This window comes from Marinobacter lacisalsi (genome assembly GCF_042651045.1).
Taxonomy (GTDB): domain Bacteria; phylum Pseudomonadota; class Gammaproteobacteria; order Pseudomonadales; family Oleiphilaceae; genus Marinobacter; species Marinobacter lacisalsi.
Map to the genome: position 1 here is coordinate 214,417 of NZ_JBHSDI010000011.1, position 17,349 is coordinate 231,765.

Sequence of the window (17,349 nt, forward strand, 5' to 3'; positions counted from 1 at the left end):
TAAAAGGCGCGAACGTCATGAACGATTGACGGCCTTGTCCAGGGCCTCTGCCAGGGAGGCCCTTTCTTTCTCCGGGGTAAAATTTACGGCCAATGTATCGACGATAGCCCTGAGGCAGTCCAGCCATTGCGGATCCTTTTCCGCCCGCTCCATCAAGGCAGCCAGGGCGGCTTCGTCACCCACCGGGTATACCCCGGGATAGTCCTCTCCCAGCAGTCCCAGATTACCGGCAATGTCCGAAGCCAGTACCGGCAATCCTGCGCGGCAGGCTTCCGACACCACATTGGCGCCCCCTTCCATAATGGAACTGATGACCATGGCCCGGCTTTGCGTCATCAGCCGGGCGGTCTGTTCACGGGGTATCTCGCCCAACCAGCGATAGCGCGGATTAGTGGCCATCTCGTCCCGGGCCGCCCGTTCCCACCGGTCATCCTGCGCCTTGCCTGCCTGGATGACCCGTACCGCGGATTCCTCCGGCAGCAGCCGGGCGGCACGCGCTGCCCGCAACGGGTCCTTTTCCTCCCTGAGGTGTCCGATCACGCAGATATCAAAGCTGTCCCCGGCCCTGGCTTCAGGCACCCTGTTCCGGGCCGGTGCCGGTGCGGATTGCAGTACCACGGCGACCCGGTCTCTCAACGGCGCTGGCACCACCTGCCACGCCAAATGGTGCAGCACGATCAGGGCGCTGGCCTGGTCCATGGAAGCAATGGTCTGGTCCGGATGGCTGTACTGGTATCGGTACAGGTCAGTACCGGTCAGGGCAACGATCAGTGGTTTGTGCTTCTGCTCTCTCCGCCAGCTGGCCACCGCCTTATGACTGCGCCAGGCATGGAGGGCGATTAGCAGGTCAGCGTCATCGGCCTTCGCGGAGTTATAGTCCGTACCCAGAACAACCTGGTGACCCAGGCTCTCCAACAGCCCGGCCCAGCGCTCGGCCGTGGCACGGTTGCCAGCGAGGGATCCCGGCGGGGCCGGGGTCAATAGCAGTAGTTTCATTAAGTTGCTACCATTCGTGATGTGCGCTGTTATTCCTGCGGTGAGCCGATCCGTTCGGGTTGTCGTAGAGTATCATTACCACTGGCGCGTTTGTCGCCTCAATCCTTCTTATCAAGGAATGACTCCTATGCTCAAAAAATTCATTGGCCTGGCTACCATAGCCGCCGCCATGCAGAGCTATGCCGTTTCGGCGAGCGCCGAGACCTTCGTGTTTACCGCCATCCCCGACCAGGACGAGACACAGCTGGTAGAACGTTTCGGAGCGGTTGAAGCCTATCTGGAAGAGCAGCTGGACATGGATGTACGGTATATTCCGGTGAAATCCTACGCCGCAGCCGTGTCCGCCTTCCGCAATAACCAGGTGCAGCTGGCCTGGTTTGGCGGACTGTCCGGTGTTCAGGCCCGTCGCCTGGTGCCCGGTTCCGAGGCCATTGCCCAGGGTGAGGAAGATCCCGAATTCCAGAGTTACATCATCGCCAATACCAGCACCGGGCTGGAACCCATGGACGACCTGTCCGACGACCTGCGGGACATGACCTTCACCTTTGGTTCCAAGGGGTCCACGTCCGGGCGCCTGATGCCCGAGTTCTACCTGCGCGAAGCCTATGGCGAAGCACCCGATGAGATCTTTTCCCGGGTGGGCTTCAGTGGTAACCACACCCGCACCGTCCGCCTGGTCGAAGCCGGCACCTACCAACTGGGTGCGGTGAACTTCAAGGTTTGGGACTCCGGTGTTGAGGATGGCTCCATCGACACCGACAAAGTGCAGGTCATCTGGGAAACACCCCATTACCCGGACTACCAGTGGACCATTCGCGGCGACGTGAATGAGCGCTTTGGTGAAGACTTCAAGGAAAAGGTCACCCAGGCCCTTCTGGACATGGATGATCCGGACCTGCTCGAGCGCTTCCCCCGTTCCGGATTCATTCCTGCCTCCAATGAGGACTATGCGCCCATCGAGGAGACTGCCGAGTCCCTGGGCCTGCTCAACTGATGAAAGACCCGCTGGTACTGGATGGACTGTCCGGCTTTTTCGGCGGGCAGCGGGTTCTTGGCCCGCTGTCCCTGACCATTGCCCCCGGCGAGAAAATCGCGCTGGTGGGCAAGAGCGGAGCGGGCAAGTCCACCCTGATACGGCTCATCCATGACCGGGTCAGGGACATGGCCGCCCTGGTTCCCCAGGAGCTGGGGCTGGTCAACGCCCTGCCCGTGTTCCATAACGTGTTCATGGCCAGGCTGGACCAGCACAGTGCCTTCTACAACCTGGTCACCCTGCTTCGTCCCTTCCGTGCTGACCGGGAGGCTGTCGCCGGCATCCTTGAGGAGCTGGACATGGCGGACAAGCTGTGGAGCCCATCCGCACGCCTGTCGGGTGGCCAGCGCCAGCGCACCGCCATTGCCCGTGCCCTGTTCCGGGAGGCCGAGCTGCTACTGGCGGATGAGCCCGTATCAGCCCTTGACGGCCCACTGGCCCATGCCGTCATGGGGTTGCTCAGGGATCGCTTCCCCACTTTTGTGGTGGCCTTGCACGATGTGGAGCTGGCACTGGCGTATAGCACCCGGGTGGTAGGCATCCAGAATGGGCGAATTGCCCTGGACGCCCCCCAGCAACACACTGACCGTGGCGGATATCCGCCCCCTGTACGATTGACGGTGATCCTGTGATGCGAGGTTGGGCCAGCATTCCGCTCAGCCGTTCACGAACGGCCCGGACCAGCGTATTTTTCCTGGTGCTGGCGCTGGTTTGCCTGCTTTTCTCGGACATTGCCATCACGACCGCCAACCCCTGGCAGGATCTGATGCGATTCTTCTGGGGCATGATGACCCCGGACTTTTTCTCCAGCGAAGGCCTGGCTACTGCCGTTCTCCGTACGCTGGCGTTTGCGTTCGTCGGCGTTACCATCGGCAGTATGGCGGGTTTCCTGCTGGCGCTGGTGTACCGGTTCCGGATTGTACGTATCTTCAGCGCCTTTATCCGCGCCATCCATGAGCTCTTCTGGGCGCTGATTTTCCTGCAGTTCTTTGGTTTTCATCCACTGACCGGGGTGCTGGCCATAGCCATTCCCTACTCCGGCATATTTGCCAAGGTGTACTCCGAAATCCTTGACGAAGCGGATCCGGAACCCCGCAACCTGTTGCACTCCCGGGTTGGCGCCCTGTCGGCCTTTGTCTATGCCCGCATACCGGATTGCTGGGAGCAGCTGCGCACCTACACGTCATACCGGCTTGAATGCGGCTTTCGTTCCAGTGCTATCCTGGGCTTTGTCGGGCTGCCCACCCTGGGCTTCTATCTCGAATCCGCTTTTTCCCAGGGGCTGTATTCCGAAGCGGGCGCGGTACTTCTGCTGTTCTACGTACTTATCGCCACCATCCCGCTCTGGGTACGGCCCCGTATGCTGCCCTTATACATTGTGGCCGCGCCCTTCTTTCTTGGCGATGGCCTGCCCATCGTATGGGGCAACGTGCACCGTTTTTTCACCGAGGATATTGTTCCCGCTCCGTTGCGGGACGGTGCAACCGGCGAGGCCTTCTGGCCGTGGCTTTCTGAACTTCTTGTGGACCAGGCGCTGCCGGGTATCTGGAATACCCTGCTGCTGACGCAGATGGCCCTGGTGGGCACGGGTATACTGGCGCTGCTCGCCTTTCCGCTGATTTCCAGACATTTTGGTAACCGGCTGTCCCGAACCGGCGGCCATGTGCTGCTGGTGGTCGCCCGGTCCACCCCGGAATACATCCTTGCCTACATCCTGCTGCAACTCTGGGGCCCATCGATGTTGCCGGCGGTGGTGGCACTGGCGCTGCACAACGGTGGCATTATCGGCCATCTGATCGGTCGCCAGTCCAGCACCATCACCCTGCGGCCTGACGCGCCCCGGGGTATCACCCGCTACGGTTACGAGCTGGTACCGCGGGTGTACCCATCGTTCCTGGCCTTCCTGTTCTACCGGTGGGAAATTATCATGCGGGAGACGGCAATACTGGGGATTCTGGGTATCTATACCCTGGGGTTCTATGTGGACAGCGCCATCCAGAATATCCAGTTCGACAAGGCGATGATCCTGATCCTGGTAACGGCATTGCTCAATATTGGCATCGACGGGCTATCCCGCCGTATTCGCAGGAGGCTCGCGCTGCAGACCATGCCCACCTGCTAGTTGCCGCGCGGTAGGTCAACGAATTAACCGCACGGCACAGTAGTGTCACGTCAGGTACCGGTATGTCTGAACAGCAGCCTGAAGGGCGTGGAAACGGTTTCAGTGCCCACCCGCAGGTTCACTCGCCAGATCATGTCGTCCCCGGTGGAGCAGAATGGCGGCACGAATCGCGCCCTGAACCGGCCCGCTTCGCCCGTGTTCTCCATGCGAAAGGGATACTCGCCCATGTACATGGATTCCCCAGTGAGAATAACCATTGCCCGATCAGGCTCACCCGGCAGGGTGATGTCCAGCTGTAACTCGTCGCCTTCCAGGGGCGCCATCGCCACAGCCGCTTCGCCTTCAGGCATCTGCCAGCGGCAGGTCTGACGCAAGGGATAGCAGACACTTGCCGGTTCCGCGTTTTCATCCGCACTGTCCTGCTGCGACAACCAGCGATAGCCGAAAACCGCCGTTGCGGCCAGCCCGACCATCACCACAATAACCACCAGACCACGTACCATTACACCTAACCCGACCCTGCTTCCACGCCCGGAACAGGCGCGACCGGCGCATTATGCGCTTTCATTTCCGGATCTGACAACGCACGGGCTGATCGATCTGGTAGCAAGCAAACGTATAAGGGGGGATACGGGGTGCCCTGCCGACCCATAACGTGCGAAAATGTCGAACTTTTCCCAAACCTGCTGACGGAGAACCCGCTGTGCAACCGGATATATCGGTCCAGAACCTCAGCAAGACCTATGGTGACGGTTTCCAGGCCCTGAAAAACGTCAGCCTGGACATCGAAAAGGGTGAGATCTTCGCCCTGCTCGGCCCCAATGGTGCCGGCAAGACCACCCTGATCAGCATCATCTGCGGCCTGGTCAACGCCTCCAGCGGCAGCGTGACCGCCGCCGGCCATGATATCCAGCGCGAGTTCCGGGCCGCCCGGGAAGCCATCGGCCTGGTGCCCCAGGAGCTGAGTACCGACTCCTTCGAGAAAGTCTGGAACACCGTCAGCTTCAGCCGCGGCCTGTTCGGCAAGGCCCCGAACCCGGCCCATATCGAGAAAGTCCTGCGTGACCTGTCCCTGTGGGACAAACGCAACAACCGGGTGATGTCCCTCTCCGGCGGCATGAAACGCCGGGTGATGATCGCCAAGGCGTTGTCCCATGAGCCGGACATCCTGTTCCTCGATGAGCCCACCGCCGGTGTCGATGTGGAACTGCGCCGTGACATGTGGGAAATGGTGCGCAAGCTGCGGGAAAGTGGTGTCACCATCATCCTCACCACCCACTATATCGAGGAAGCGGAGGAGATGGCCGATCGCATTGGCGTTATCCGCAACGGCGAGCTGATCCTGGTGGAAGACAAGTCCGCCCTGATGTCCAAGCTCGGTCGCAAGGAACTTCGCCTGCACCTGCAGAACCCGATGGAGGAGTTGCCGCCAGAACTGGTGGATCAGCCGATTGAGCTGTCCGGTGATGGCTACGAGCTGATCTACACCTTCGACAGTCAGCAGGAACAGGCCGGCGTTGCCCTGCTGCTTCGTACCCTCGGGGAACTGGGCGTGGACTACCGCGATCTGCAAACCCGTGAGAGTTCCCTGGAAGAAATCTTCGTTGGCCTGGTGCACGACTGAGCCGGCACCTGAGACAAAACTGGAGAGAGTCTATGAACCTGTATGGCATCCTGGCCATCTACAAGTTTGAAATGGCCCGCATGTGGCGGACCCTGATGCAGAGCGTTGCCTCGCCGGTGATTTCCACGTCTCTGTATTTTGTGGTGTTTGGCTCGGCCATTGGCTCTCGCATGGGCGACATCGATGGCATCAGCTACGGCGCCTACATCATCCCCGGTCTGATCATGCTTACCCTGCTGATGCAGAGCATCTCCAACGCCAGCTTCGGCATCTACATGCCGCGGTTTTCCGGCACCATCTATGAAGTGCTGTCTGCCCCGGTCTCGTTTGTGGAGGTGGTCATTGGCTATGTCGGCGCGGCCGCCACCAAGTCGGTTATCCTGGGCCTGATCATACTGGCGACGGCACGGCTGTTTGTGGACTACAGCGTGTTGCATCCGTTCTGGATGTTTTCCTTCCTGATTCTGACGGCCGTTACCTTCAGCCTGTTCGGGTTCATCATCGGGGTCTGGGCAGACGGCTTCGAAAAACTGCAGATCGTGCCCCTGATGATTGTGACACCGCTGGTCTTCCTCGGTGGCACCTTCTACTCCATCGACATGCTGCCGGAGATCTGGCAGACCATCACGTTGTTCAATCCGGTGGTGTACCTTATTTCCGGGTTCCGCTGGGCCTTCTATGGCGTGTCGGATATACACGTCGGCATCAGCGTGGGCATGATCCTGCTGTTCCTGACCGTATGCATGGTGCTCATCCGTTGGATCTTCCGCACCGGCTATCGGCTCAAGCCCTGAGGGAGAACGACCGATGATCCGTTGGGTGGCGCTGGCTCTGTCTTTTCCAATACTGGTTGTTGGCATACCGGCACTGGCGGTGACACCCGCACCCCCTCCCCCCCAATTCCTCAAGGCCTACCAGGCCTGCCTGGTGACCGAATCCCGTACCATACCGGTACAACTGGAACAGGCCACCAAACCGCTTGAACACCGGTACGGCCTGATGGAACGCCAGTCCCTCCCGGCCGACGCCGGAATGCTCTTCGTCTACCCCACAGAACGTGGCGCCAATGCCGGTTTCTGGATGTACCGGACACGTATCCCCCTGGATATTGCCTGGCTTGATGACAAGGGTGTCATCCTGGCAATGGACACCATGACCCCCTGTGATACCGAATCGGCCAGAAACTGCCCCACCTGGTCACCCGGGGTTCGCCATCGACATGTGCTGGAAATGAACGCCGGCTTTTTTGACAATAATCATGTCGACATCGGCGACAAGTTAGTTGTAAACCTGAACGACAATACCCCCTGCCGGGCGGCTGATTAGGTCACCCACCCCCGTTTTTGCCTTGACTGATCTCACAGCTCCGCCTATCCGGCTGTCTTCGTGTTCGCATAAATCCTTATACTCGCCGTGGCTATTGTGGTGACGCAGTCGTAAGTGACTGTCGTTAATGAATAATATTTCATTAACATGACCGACACTGGCACGCCGGAAATGGATGTACCGGGCCCAGGAACACAACGCAAGGACGTGACGCCATGGAATTGCCTCCGGTAGAGACGTTAAAAACCCTGTTTATCGCCGGCCACCTGGTTGGGCTCGCCTTTGGTGTCGGCGGTGCCCTGACCCTGGATATCATCGCCTTCCGCTATTTCTACCTGGAGCGCATCACCCAGGAAAAGCTCGTTCTGTTCCACTTTATTGCACGCCTGGTCACGGTGGGGCTGACGATTCTCTGGCTAACCGGCCTGGCCTTCCTCTGGATCTACTGGCAGACACAGCCTGAACTGCTTGGTAACCCCAAAGTCTGGGCCAAGGTTGTGATTGTGATCGTGCTGACCGTTAACGGTTACTTCCTGCACCACAAGGTGTTTCCCATTCTGGACCGTAACCTCGGCCACCACATGTTCCATCGGGTGAAAGTGGACGAAAAGGCCATGATGTTCACCCTTTCCAGCATTTCCATCATTTCCTGGGGCTTCCCACTGGTGCTGGGTGTTGCCAGTTCGCTGAACTTCACCACCGGGATGGAAAACATCCTGGCGTTCTATTTCCTCATGCTCAGCAGCACCTGCCTGCTGATGCTGCTGGTTTTCAAACTGTTCCTCGAGCCGTTCAAACGGTTCGTTATTGATCGCCCCGTCCACCGTCGAGAGGCGAGGCCCTAGCGCCGATGAAATCACGGGCCGAGGGATTGGCAGGTTTCCATTGCAAGCAGTACCCCCGCAGTTTTCAGGGCCGGTTTCAGCAGTACGGGCCAACGTTTGCTACCCGCGCTTGTGCGGTAGTCGTGTTTAACCACCAAGAACAGGATTAAAAACGTGTGCTATGAAGACTAAATCCAGACTGGCACTGCTGTTATGCGGCACCGCACTGTCGGGCACAGCAGCCGCCGAATCGCTCTGTGACGTCGAGTACAGGATCCAGCATAGCTGGCAAACCGGTGCTGTCCACCGGGTCCAGATGACCTATAACGGTCCCGAGGTCAGCGGCTGGGAGCTGAGCTGGACATTTCCCGGCCAGGACACCATCGACTCCATCTTCAACGTCACCCACACCCAGGAAGGCCAGGATGTGACGGTCGAGAACCTGCTGTGGAACGCCCGTCTGAGAGAGGGGCGTGAAATCAAGTTCGGTTTCAATGTGCGTAATCCCTCGGGCGAGATACCAGAGCAGTTCTACCTCAACGGAGAGCCCTGTGGCGAGCAGACCGATTCGCCGGAAGAGCCTGAAGATCCGGACGAGCCCGATACCCCGGATGAGAATCCTGACGACAATCCCGGGGATGACAGTGGCAACGACAGCGGTGACGGCGACACCCCCGATGACGGCCAGGGCAACGATGGCGATGAAGAACCCGGGGATGGCAACGGTGATTCCGGCGACGATCCGCAAACCCCGGATACCCCGTCAGCCTGGTCCCTCGACGCTGATGACTCCTATCTCGGTTTTGTCACCACCAAGAACACCCACAAGGTGGAAAGCCATCGTTTCGCCACCCTCTCCGGAGCGGTTACCGGTGATGGTGTCGCCACCCTGGATATCGACCTCAACACTGTCGAGACCGGTATCGATATCCGTAATCAGCGCCTGAAGGAAATGCTGTTCAATACCGGCCAGACGCCCACCGCCACGGTGGCCATCGAGCTTGGCGAAAACCTGTCGCAGGTTCAGGGCCTGGATGCCGGTGATGTCATGACCCTGGAGGTGCCGGCGCAAGTCCAGATCAGCGGTGAAACCCGCGAAATCAACAGTCAGCTTCGGGTACAGCACCTGGGCGAGCAGCGGTTCCTCGTCAGCAGTGCTCAACCGCTGATCATCACGGCAGACCAGTTCGGTCTTGAGGGCGGTGTTGAAGCCCTGCGGGAAGTGGCCGGCCTGAACTCCATCAGCATCGCCGTCCCGGTGGACTTCGCCCTGTTTTTCGAAGCCGACGGGCCCACGGCACCGTGACGCGCTACTGACACCGCATGAGAGAGGCTTTTATGAAACCCTTATTCAAACTGCTGACCCTGACCGCGGGGGCGATGGCCGGCAATGCTGCACTGGCCAACGAGCTCTGTACCGTGGACTACCAGGAAACCAACAACTGGGGCATGGGCGCCACCCATCAGGTGACCGTTCAGTACAATGGCCCGGGTCTGGAACAATGGGACCTGTCCTGGAGTTTCCCTGGTAATGAAAAGATCTCCAACCTCTGGAACGGCCATTTCGAGCAGGAAGGCAAACAGATTGGCGTCATTGACGCCGGCTACAACGGCAAGGTTGCCAGTGGCGGCCAGTTCAACGTCGGCTTCAATATCGAGAACCCCTCCGGCACCCTGCCCACTGAATTCTTCCTGAACGGGGAAAGCTGTGGCAGCACGGTGGCCGACGGTGGATCGGATCCCGGTGGCGATTCCCCGGGAAGTGAGACGCCTGACACTGGCACACCGGACCAACCCGTCATGGGCTGGTCCCTCAATGGTGCAAAGTCGGACTTCTCGTTCGTCACCGTCAAGAACACCGACGTGGCCGAAGCCCAGACCTTCCAGAACCTGCAGGCCTTCGTGGATACCAGCGGCAAGGCCACACTGGCCATCGACCTGAACACGGTCGACACCGGTATCAACTTCAGGGACCAGCGGATCCGTGACTACCTGTTCGCCAGTGGCCTGCTGCCCACCCTGTATTTCACCACCCAGGTGGACATGGCGACTGTAACCGCGCTGGAGCCGGGCGAGAGCGAGATGATGACCCTTGACGGTCGTCTCAGCCTCAACGGTATCAGTCAGGACACTACCGCCGACGTGCTGGTCATCCGCACGGCTGACAATCGTGTGGCGGTTCGCACGGCACGCCCGGTAATGATCCAGGGCGGTGATTTCGAGCTGACCGGGGGTATTGAAACCCTGCGTGGACTGGCCGGCCTTTCCGCCATTGGCCAGACCGTGCCGGTGTACTTCAACCTGAGCTTCACGGCGATTACCGGTGACAACGCCGACAACCTGATGCCCGTGGAAGCTGGCGTGGCTCCGGCGGCACCGTCCATTGTGGATGCGACCTATACCGCGGCCAACAGCACGGTGACCGTAAGCTGGCAGGACCTCAGCAGCAACGAGACCGGCTTCGTGATCAAGCGTCGCCAGGGCGATGGTTACTGGGAAACCCGCGCAGCGGTTGATGCCAACCAGACCCAGTGGATGGAACAACTGGACACCGAGGGCAACTACACCTACCGGGTGATCGCCGTTAATGACAGCGTACCATCCGCATCCTCCGGCAATGTGATCGTCAATGCCCAGCCGGGCGACGACATGCCTGGCGATGACGGCGGTGAGGACCCGGGCACCGACCCCGGAGAGGACCCCGGCAACGATGACGGTAGTAACGACAATGGCGGCTCACCGGACGATGGCGGTGATAACGGCAACGACAACGGTGGTGACACCGGCGGCGACGATTCCGGCAGTGGCAACGATGACGGAAGCGACACCGGCGACGAGCTGGATGGCGCCGAAATCTATGCCGCCCAGTGCTCTTCCTGCCACGGCGCAGACGGCTCCGGCGGTGCGGTTGGTGTCTCCCTGACCGAGGCTTCCGAGCTCAGCTCTCTGGTCAGCTATATCGACGCCACCATGCCCCTGGGCAATGCCGGCAACTGTACCGATGACTGTGCCCAGGCCGTTGGCGAGCACATCGCCGATAACTTCTGGAGCGACCAGGGCGGTGACCCGGTCAACCTGGAAGACGAGATCGCCGGCCCCCGCCAGCTCAACCTGCTGACCCGCTATCAGTACGAGAACGCGGTGACCGATCTGCTGGGCGTGAATGCCGACAACATCACCACCAACTTCCCCACGGAAGCGCGGGTGAAAGGCTTCAGCAATAACGCAGCCAAGAACTACGTGACCGCCCGTCACTTTGACGAGTACATGCGTGCCGCCGAGAAGCTGGCCAGTGATGCCATCAGCCAGCGCAAGAGCGCCCTGCTCTCCTGTGACGAGAACGCCGACGGCTGTGCACAACAGTTCGTGGAGAGCTTCGGCCTGAAGGCATTCCGTCGTCCGCTTACCAGCGACGAGCGCAATGGGTATGTCTCTCTGTTCGAGGACCAGGGTGATTTCAACAGCGGCATGACGGCCGTTATCGAGGCCATGCTGATCTCCCCCAACTTCCTGTATATCAGCGAGCTGGGTGAGGCCCAGGGCAACGGCGTGTATGAGCTGACCCCCTACGAGGTAGCATCACAGCTGTCGTTCATCTTCCAGGGCACCATCCCGGACGATGCGCTGCTGGCCGCAGCCGCCGGCAATCAGCTGGAAACCCCCGAGCAACTGGCCAGCCAGGCCCGTCGACTGCTGCAGACCGAACAGGCCCGCGTTCACATGGGGCACTTCGCCGAGCAGTGGCTGGAATCTGACCCGGCATCCATGGGCAGCAAGGACCCGAACATCTATCCGCGCTTTAACGCTGACGTCCGGGATGCCATGCACAAGGAGCTGCGTGCCTACTTCACCCACGTGATGTATGACTCCACCGGTCGTTTCCAGGAGCTGCTGAATGCCGACTATGTGTTCGTCAACCAGGCCCTGGCCAACTACTACAACCTGCCGGGCGTCAGCGGTGACACTATCCGCAAGGTCACCGATACCACCGGAACCCGCGGCGGTATCCTTGCCACCGGTGCGGTGATGGCCTCCCACGGCCACGCCAACGAGTCCGCGCCGATTCCCCGGGGCAACTTCGTGCGCCGTCGCCTGATGTGCCAGGACCTGCCACCGCCCCCGGAAGAGCTGGATACCAGCTTCCCGGATCCGGATCCGGACTTCACCACCCGTGAGCGGTTTGAACAGAAGACCGGTGACCCTGACTGCCAGACCTGTCACCTGTACATCAACGGCGTTGGCTTTGGCTTTGCCGCCTTTGATGGTGCCGGCGGCTACCGCACCACCGACAACGGCAAGCAGGTCAACACCTACGGTGAGATCTACGGCCTGGAAAGTCTGCTGGACGACTCCAGCGCCACCTACGACGGTGTCCGCCAGATGCAACAGGTACTGTCCCGGACCGAAAGCAGCAAGAGCTGTCTGGCAACCCAGTTCTACCGGTTCGCCCGAGGCTATATCGAAACTTCATCGGATGAAAACACCATCGACAACCTGACCCAGCTGTTCGCAGCCAGCGACTACAACCTGCAAGAGCTGATGGTGGGCATCACTCAGCTGCAGACGTTCACTCTGCGCAGAGATCAATAAGGAGATCGTCATGAATTCCAACAGACGTCAGTTTCTCAAAGGCCTCGGCGGCAGCGCACTCGCGCTGCCCCTGGCGACGATGCCCTGGGCCCGGGTTGCAACAGCGCAGGGTGCTACCGCCAAGCGCGCTGTCTTCATGTACATTCCGGACGGGTGTATCCCCCAGCGGTTCCACCCGACCGGCGGTGAGTTCGACTTCCAGCTCAACGAGATGACCAGTCCGCTGGAGGCCGTACGTCAGCACTGCCTGTTCGCCAGCGGCCTGAACATGTACGAAGGCGGCCACACCCACGAAGGCGGCGTGGCCAAGGTACTCACCGGCAACAACACCGAATCGCTGGACTATTTCCTGGCCCAGCGGCTCGGCTCCGCCACGCCGTTCAAGTCCATGAACCTTGGGGTGGCGGCCACCTTCCAGAATGGTGAAGGCAACGTCTTCAACTTCAGCTCCGGGAACGTACCCATCACCCCGAACGACAACCCTATCAACGCCTTCGACACCATGTTTGGTGGCGGCAGCGGGGGTGGTGAGCCATTGGCGGACCGTCGCAAGCGCAGTATCCTGGACCGGGTGCTGGCCGACCTGAACGCCATGAACAGCAAACTCGGCCAGAACGAGCGCGAAAAGCTGGAGTTCCACACCCAGAGCCTGCGTGAGGTGGAGTCGCGCATCCTGGACGCCGGGGCCGAAGCCGGCGTCTGCAACACCGGTGGCTTCAACAGCGACAACTTCACCGTACCCGAAGGCTGGAATGGCTACCCGCCCAAGATCCACCTGGACGAGCACTACCAGACCATCGGGCGGCTGCAGATGGACCTGATTACCGAAGCCTTCTCCTGTGACATGACCCGGGTCGCCTCATTGATGTGGTCCCACCCGGTCAGCCCGCTGCGGGTGGAAGGCATCGACCAAGGCCACCATGACACCTCCCACTATGGTGCCAGAGACAGCGAGACCGCGGACAAGTTTGTTCAGTACAAGCAGTACCACATGCGCCAGTTCCGCTACCTGATCGAAAACCTGGCCAGCCGTACCGATACCGACGGCAACAGCCTGTTGCACAACACGGTCATCTTCCTGTGTTCGGAGCTGGGCGACAGCAATGCCCATGATCATCGGAACATGCCGTTCATCCTTGCAGGCAACGCCGGTGGCGCCCTGCAAACCGGCCGTTATGTCGACTTCGGCGGCGATGCCCATAGCAAGCTGCTGGTATCCATTGCCAACATGCTGGACGTGAACATCGACAGCTTCGGCTACACCGGCCACGGCACCGGCGGCCTGCCCGGCCTTCTCGCCTGATTCAGCAGCATGCCACAGGGATGTGGCACCGCTGACAGGCAACAACAAGAAACTCGGTCTGTACAAGCCCTGCCCCGGTCCGCCGGGGCTTTTTTGTGGGCGTTCAGTCAGCCCGGTTGCCCCGGCCCGTGAAGAACGTCAGCATGGTATTGTTTTCGGCAGCCCGACCCCATTTTCAGGGCCTGATTACAAGGAGCCAGCACCTATGACAGAACAACTCCCGGTCATACTCATCACCGGCGGCGCCCAGGGCATTGGCAAGGGTATTGCCGCGTATTTCCTGGACAAGGGCTGGCGAGTGGTGGTCTTCGACCAGGATGCAGATGCCATCAGGGCCTGCAGACAGGACCTCGGCAATCCGGCCAACCTGCACCTGATTCAAATGGATGTGTCCCGGGAGTCCGACGTGGTCGCCGCCGTGGCCGAAGCCGTGGAATGGGGAAAACGGCTGGACGCCATGGTCAGCAATGCGGGGCTCGCCGACCCTGACACCGGGCCTATAGAAGAACTTGAGCTTGAACAGTGGCAGCGGCGCATCGACGTCAACCTGACCGGCGCCTTCCTGATGGCCAAGCATACGGTGCCGCACCTGCGCCAAAGCCGGGGCAGCATCGTCAACATGGCCTCCACCCGCGCCCTGCAGTCAGAGCCCGACAGTGAAGCCTACGCCGCCAGCAAGGGCGGCCTGATCGCCCTGACCCACGCCCTGGCGGTGAGTCTGGGCCCGGATGTCCGCGCCAACAGCATCAGCCCGGGCTGGATCGATGTCCGTGCCTGGCAGGCCCATGCGCCTTCCGAGCAGGCCCCGCTGTCAGGCGACGATCACGGGCAGCACCCCAGTGGCCGTGTCGGCACACCCCGCGACGTAGCGGCCATGGTCGCCTATCTGGTGTCACCCGAGGCCAGCTTCGTGACTGGTCAGAACTTTGTCATCGACGGCGGCATGACCCGCAAGATGATCTACAAAGATTAACCTGCGAGGGCCGCCCGCACCTTCTTGCTCAGGTGGCCCATATCAACCCGGCCAACCACCTGCGGCCGCAGCTCGTTCATCACACGCCCCATGTCCTGCATGCCCTGGGCGTCGGTTGAACTGATGGTCACACGGATCAGGGCGTCCAGGTCATCCTCGGTCAGGGCGGCGGGCATGAATTCCTCAATAATCACCATTTCCGCCCGTTCCTTGTCCCCCAGCTCCTCGCGACCGGCATCATCGTACTGGGCGGCGGCATCGCGGCGCTGCTTGAGCATCTTGTCCAGTACCTTCAGAACCTCATCGTCGTCCAGCTCGCGGCGTTCATCGATTTCGATCTGTTTGACCGCGGCCTGGGCCATGCGAAGGGTGGTAAGCCGGAGCTTATCCTTGTTCCGCATGGCCTCTTTCACCGCGTTGCTCAGTTGTTCCTTGAGTGATGCTTCCGCCATTGTCGACCTCCTGTTCTGTGGGTTAAGGGTACTGTCCCGTTAAGAATTCACTGACTGGTATCCAGCTATCGCGAGATGCTGACTCGAAAACGTCCGGTACCTGGCACTTCGCTAATGTTTACCGGTATGGGGCTGAATTGCTGCAGGTACTCAGGCATCGCCCGATCTTCAAAACGGTGCTGAATGAACTGATATACCTGTGGCTCCAGAATGGGGCCCTGATGTACGTATGCCAGAGGGTTCCCTCGCTGGAAGACAACAACCGAATACGGTTTGATGGCCATCTGGACATCCAGCGCCGAGTCAGTACCACCAGCACCTGAAACATGATGAAAGAATGCCCAGTTACCCTCTACAGACGCCGCAAACTCATTCAGATAGTAGGCGAAGTCACCATAAGTTTCATCCGCTTCCCTGGGTGTAGCATCCAACGTCATGACAATGACAGAGCCATTGGACCACGCTTTAGCGAGCGAGGTTTCGCCATCCTTTGCCTGCGCACAACCCCATGCCAGAAGGACGAGCGCCGCGACAATCAGCCGTTGCATGTTTTGCATAACTTACCCAATCGAAAGATGGTTGGAGATGAAGCGCTGGTGTGAATGGTACCTGAAATCGAGGCTGATCAGTTCCGTGCCGGGCCTTGTCTGGAACCGACGCGGGAAACGACTCTTGCAGACGTCACCCAATGCTGGTTCGATACTAAATGGACTTCATTGCTATTGCTAAGGATCAGCATGCCCCGCCCCAGAGAACAACAAATCTCTATTGCCGATACGCCCTACTATCACATCGTGTCCCGCTGTGTTCGCCGCACCTTCCTGTGTGGCGTGGATCGCCACACAGGCCAAAGCTATGAGCACCGGCGCCAGTGGATCGAACAGCGCATCCGGTTACTGTCCTCCATATTCACCATCGACCTCTGCGCCTATGCCGTTATGTCCAACCACTACCACCTGGTGGTAAAGCTTTGCCCGGAGCAGGCCGTAAGCTGGGGCGACGACGAGGTGCTGGGCCGGTGGACCAGCCTATTTAAAGGCTCACTGTTGGTCCAGCGCTACCAGGCAGGAGATGTATTACATGAGGCCGAACAACGCTCCGTCAAACAAACCATCGACGTTTACCGACAGCGACTGACGGATCTGAGCTGGTTCATGAAGTGCCTGAACGAGTCGATCGCCAGGGAGGCGAACCGGGAGGATGATTGCACGGGCCATTTCTGGGAATCCCGGTTCAAGTCCCAGGCACTACTCTCGGAGCAAGCCCTCCTCAGCTGCATGGCCTACGTGGACCTGAACCCGGTGCGAGCCGACATGGCGAAAACGCCGGAGACGTCGGACTACACCAGTATCCAGGAACGAATCGCCCCAAGATTCAATCTGGCAGAAGCGGTCCAGTCACAGAGCGAACAGTTCTTCCTGAAGCAATTCCCCCTGCCCCTCAAACCGCTACTCAATTTCGAAGGGGCTGCCAGGCACGAACCGCAACGCGGCATTCTGTTCTCACTGAACGACTACCTGGAATTGGTGGATTACACAGGTCGAATCATCAATTCCGACAAGCGCGGCCAGATACAGGAAAACCAACCGCCGATCCTGAAGCGACTCGAACTGAGTACCGAGGAATGGCTTGCCGAAGCCACGGAATTCGAAGACCGGTACCACGACAACCGACGGGCTCACCTGGACCGGCGACGATCCGCGGCCTGACGCTCCCTTCTCTCCCGAACTAGACTCTACTGGCTGATGCCAGGGACCAGCTGTGCCACAAATTCAGCGAATTTCACTGATCTATCACCGAATCTGTCGCCAAAAGCTCACTCTCGCCGATTGGACTGCATTCCCTGCCCTCTGTCAGCGCCCAAGGTTGCCGGGCGACGTTCCCTTTTTTACCAGTGCCTGTCACTCTTTCCCCTCTTTCCCGTTCACTCTTTCCCGTTCACCAGTGCCCGTTCACCAGTGCCTGTCACTCTTTCCCGCCTGTCACTCTTTCCCGTTCCGGAACACCAACCGCCCATCCTGAAAAGACTCGGAATGAATACCGAGGAATGGCTTGCCGAAGCCACGGAATTCGAAGACCGATACCACGACAACCGGCGGGCTCACC

The 17,349-nt window shown here is 59.8% G+C and carries 16 protein-coding genes; 12 read left to right on the forward strand and 4 right to left on the reverse strand.

From position 1 onward, the window contains the following. Window positions 1-15: 15 nt before the first annotated feature. On the reverse strand, window positions 16-996 hold the full coding sequence (senB, locus tag ACFOZ5_RS08460) for a selenoneine biosynthesis selenosugar synthase SenB (RefSeq protein WP_379886599.1): 981 nt from the start codon (window positions 994-996) through the stop codon (window positions 16-18). A 127-nt stretch (window positions 997-1,123) separates the two neighbouring features. Here senB and ACFOZ5_RS08465 point away from each other — a divergent pair, with 127 nt between their 5' ends. The 3 genes from ACFOZ5_RS08465 to ACFOZ5_RS08475 are packed head-to-tail and all read left to right on the forward strand — an operon-like array spanning window position 1,124 to window position 4,151. Continuing rightward, window positions 1,124-1,990 carry a putative selenate ABC transporter substrate-binding protein gene (locus tag ACFOZ5_RS08465; protein ID WP_379886600.1) on the forward strand — a complete coding sequence of 289 codons (867 nt, stop codon included), beginning with the start codon at window positions 1,124-1,126 and terminating at the stop codon, window positions 1,988-1,990. Continuing rightward, complete coding sequence (locus ACFOZ5_RS08470) at window positions 1,990-2,661, forward strand: ATP-binding cassette domain-containing protein (RefSeq protein WP_379886601.1); 672 nt, start codon at window positions 1,990-1,992, stop codon at window positions 2,659-2,661. Before ACFOZ5_RS08465 ends, ACFOZ5_RS08470 begins: the two co-directional genes overlap by 1 nt. Next, window positions 2,661-4,151 (forward strand): PhnE/PtxC family ABC transporter permease, encoded by a 1,491-nt coding sequence (locus tag ACFOZ5_RS08475; RefSeq protein WP_379886602.1) that lies wholly within the window; start codon window positions 2,661-2,663, stop codon window positions 4,149-4,151. The genes ACFOZ5_RS08470 and ACFOZ5_RS08475 overlap by 1 nt, the downstream gene beginning before the upstream one ends. Before the next feature lie 50 nt (window positions 4,152-4,201). On the opposite strand, the gene ACFOZ5_RS08480 is transcribed toward ACFOZ5_RS08475, so the two are convergent. Continuing rightward, a complete protein-coding gene (locus tag ACFOZ5_RS08480; RefSeq protein ID WP_379886603.1) occupies window positions 4,202-4,654 on the reverse strand; it encodes a hypothetical protein in 453 nt (150 codons plus the stop codon). Between the two features lie 200 nt (window positions 4,655-4,854). Between ACFOZ5_RS08480 and ACFOZ5_RS08485 the strand changes: the two genes are divergently transcribed. From ACFOZ5_RS08485 to ACFOZ5_RS08520, 8 genes are all read left to right on the forward strand, one after another. Next, on the forward strand, window positions 4,855-5,775 hold the full coding sequence (locus ACFOZ5_RS08485; protein ID WP_379886604.1) for an ABC transporter ATP-binding protein: 921 nt from the start codon (window positions 4,855-4,857) through the stop codon (window positions 5,773-5,775). A 32-nt stretch (window positions 5,776-5,807) separates the two neighbouring features. Beyond that, window positions 5,808-6,569: an ABC transporter permease gene (locus ACFOZ5_RS08490; RefSeq protein ID WP_379886605.1), complete on the forward strand. Its 762-nt coding sequence runs from the start codon at window positions 5,808-5,810 to the stop codon at window positions 6,567-6,569. Between the two features lie 13 nt (window positions 6,570-6,582). Further along, entirely contained in the window at window positions 6,583-7,101 is a 519-nt protein-coding gene (locus ACFOZ5_RS08495; protein WP_379886606.1) for a DUF192 domain-containing protein, read from the forward strand. Between the two features lie 215 nt (window positions 7,102-7,316). Then, window positions 7,317-7,946, forward strand: a complete 630-nt coding sequence (locus tag ACFOZ5_RS08500) for a hypothetical protein (protein WP_379886607.1) — start codon at window positions 7,317-7,319, stop codon at window positions 7,944-7,946. A 160-nt stretch (window positions 7,947-8,106) separates the two neighbouring features. After that, window positions 8,107-9,231 carry a cellulose binding domain-containing protein gene (locus tag ACFOZ5_RS08505; protein WP_379886608.1) on the forward strand — a complete coding sequence of 375 codons (1,125 nt, stop codon included), beginning with the start codon at window positions 8,107-8,109 and terminating at the stop codon, window positions 9,229-9,231. 32 nt (window positions 9,232-9,263) lie between these two features. Continuing rightward, complete coding sequence (locus ACFOZ5_RS08510; RefSeq protein WP_379886609.1) at window positions 9,264-12,515, forward strand: DUF1592 domain-containing protein; 3,252 nt, start codon at window positions 9,264-9,266, stop codon at window positions 12,513-12,515. A gap of 10 nt (window positions 12,516-12,525) precedes the next feature. Further along, on the forward strand, window positions 12,526-13,818 hold the full coding sequence (locus ACFOZ5_RS08515) for a DUF1552 domain-containing protein (RefSeq protein WP_379886610.1): 1,293 nt from the start codon (window positions 12,526-12,528) through the stop codon (window positions 13,816-13,818). Window positions 13,819-14,023: 205 nt separating this feature from the next. Next, window positions 14,024-14,791 (forward strand): SDR family oxidoreductase, encoded by a 768-nt coding sequence (locus ACFOZ5_RS08520; RefSeq protein WP_379886611.1) that lies wholly within the window; start codon window positions 14,024-14,026, stop codon window positions 14,789-14,791. On the opposite strand, the gene ACFOZ5_RS08525 is transcribed toward ACFOZ5_RS08520, so the two are convergent. Both ACFOZ5_RS08525 and ACFOZ5_RS08530 read right to left on the reverse strand, forming a co-directional pair. After that, the gene (locus tag ACFOZ5_RS08525; protein ID WP_379886612.1) at window positions 14,788-15,243 is read right to left on the reverse strand and encodes a GatB/YqeY domain-containing protein; all 456 of its coding nucleotides are present in this window, start codon (window positions 15,241-15,243) and stop codon (window positions 14,788-14,790) included. The genes ACFOZ5_RS08520 and ACFOZ5_RS08525 overlap by 4 nt on opposite strands. 65 nt (window positions 15,244-15,308) lie before the next feature. Further along, the gene (locus tag ACFOZ5_RS08530) at window positions 15,309-15,800 is read right to left on the reverse strand and encodes a hypothetical protein (protein ID WP_379886613.1); all 492 of its coding nucleotides are present in this window, start codon (window positions 15,798-15,800) and stop codon (window positions 15,309-15,311) included. 180 nt (window positions 15,801-15,980) lie between these two features. Between ACFOZ5_RS08530 and ACFOZ5_RS08535 the strand changes: the two genes are divergently transcribed. Next, entirely contained in the window at window positions 15,981-16,952 is a 972-nt protein-coding gene (locus ACFOZ5_RS08535; protein ID WP_379886614.1) for a transposase, read from the forward strand. Window positions 16,953-17,349: the final 397 nt, after the last annotated feature.

Excerpts from the sequence above, each read along its gene's own strand:
- ACFOZ5_RS08515 (WP_379886610.1), top strand. The coding sequence starts at position 12,526 with ATGAATTCCAACAGACGTCAGTTTCTCAAAGGCCTCGGCGGCAGCGCA.
- ACFOZ5_RS08510 (WP_379886609.1), top strand. The coding sequence starts at position 9,264 with ATGAAACCCTTATTCAAACTGCTGACCCTGACCGCGGGGGCGATGGCC.
- ACFOZ5_RS08470 (WP_379886601.1), top strand. The coding sequence starts at position 1,990 with ATGAAAGACCCGCTGGTACTGGATGGACTGTCCGGCTTTTTCGGCGGG.
- ACFOZ5_RS08475 (WP_379886602.1), top strand. The coding sequence starts at position 2,661 with ATGCGAGGTTGGGCCAGCATTCCGCTCAGCCGTTCACGAACGGCCCGG.
- ACFOZ5_RS08535 (WP_379886614.1), top strand. The coding sequence starts at position 15,981 with ATGCCCCGCCCCAGAGAACAACAAATCTCTATTGCCGATACGCCCTAC.
- senB (WP_379886599.1), bottom strand. The coding sequence starts at position 996 with ATGAAACTACTGCTATTGACCCCGGCCCCGCCGGGATCCCTCGCTGGC.
- ACFOZ5_RS08530 (WP_379886613.1), bottom strand. The coding sequence starts at position 15,800 with ATGCAAAACATGCAACGGCTGATTGTCGCGGCGCTCGTCCTTCTGGCA.
- ACFOZ5_RS08500 (WP_379886607.1), top strand. The coding sequence starts at position 7,317 with ATGGAATTGCCTCCGGTAGAGACGTTAAAAACCCTGTTTATCGCCGGC.
- ACFOZ5_RS08520 (WP_379886611.1), top strand. The coding sequence starts at position 14,024 with ATGACAGAACAACTCCCGGTCATACTCATCACCGGCGGCGCCCAGGGC.
- ACFOZ5_RS08465 (WP_379886600.1), top strand. The coding sequence starts at position 1,124 with ATGCTCAAAAAATTCATTGGCCTGGCTACCATAGCCGCCGCCATGCAG.
- ACFOZ5_RS08480 (WP_379886603.1), bottom strand. The coding sequence starts at position 4,654 with ATGGTACGTGGTCTGGTGGTTATTGTGGTGATGGTCGGGCTGGCCGCA.
- ACFOZ5_RS08490 (WP_379886605.1), top strand. The coding sequence starts at position 5,808 with ATGAACCTGTATGGCATCCTGGCCATCTACAAGTTTGAAATGGCCCGC.
- ACFOZ5_RS08495 (WP_379886606.1), top strand. The coding sequence starts at position 6,583 with ATGATCCGTTGGGTGGCGCTGGCTCTGTCTTTTCCAATACTGGTTGTT.
- ACFOZ5_RS08525 (WP_379886612.1), bottom strand. The coding sequence starts at position 15,243 with ATGGCGGAAGCATCACTCAAGGAACAACTGAGCAACGCGGTGAAAGAG.
- ACFOZ5_RS08505 (WP_379886608.1), top strand. The coding sequence starts at position 8,107 with ATGAAGACTAAATCCAGACTGGCACTGCTGTTATGCGGCACCGCACTG.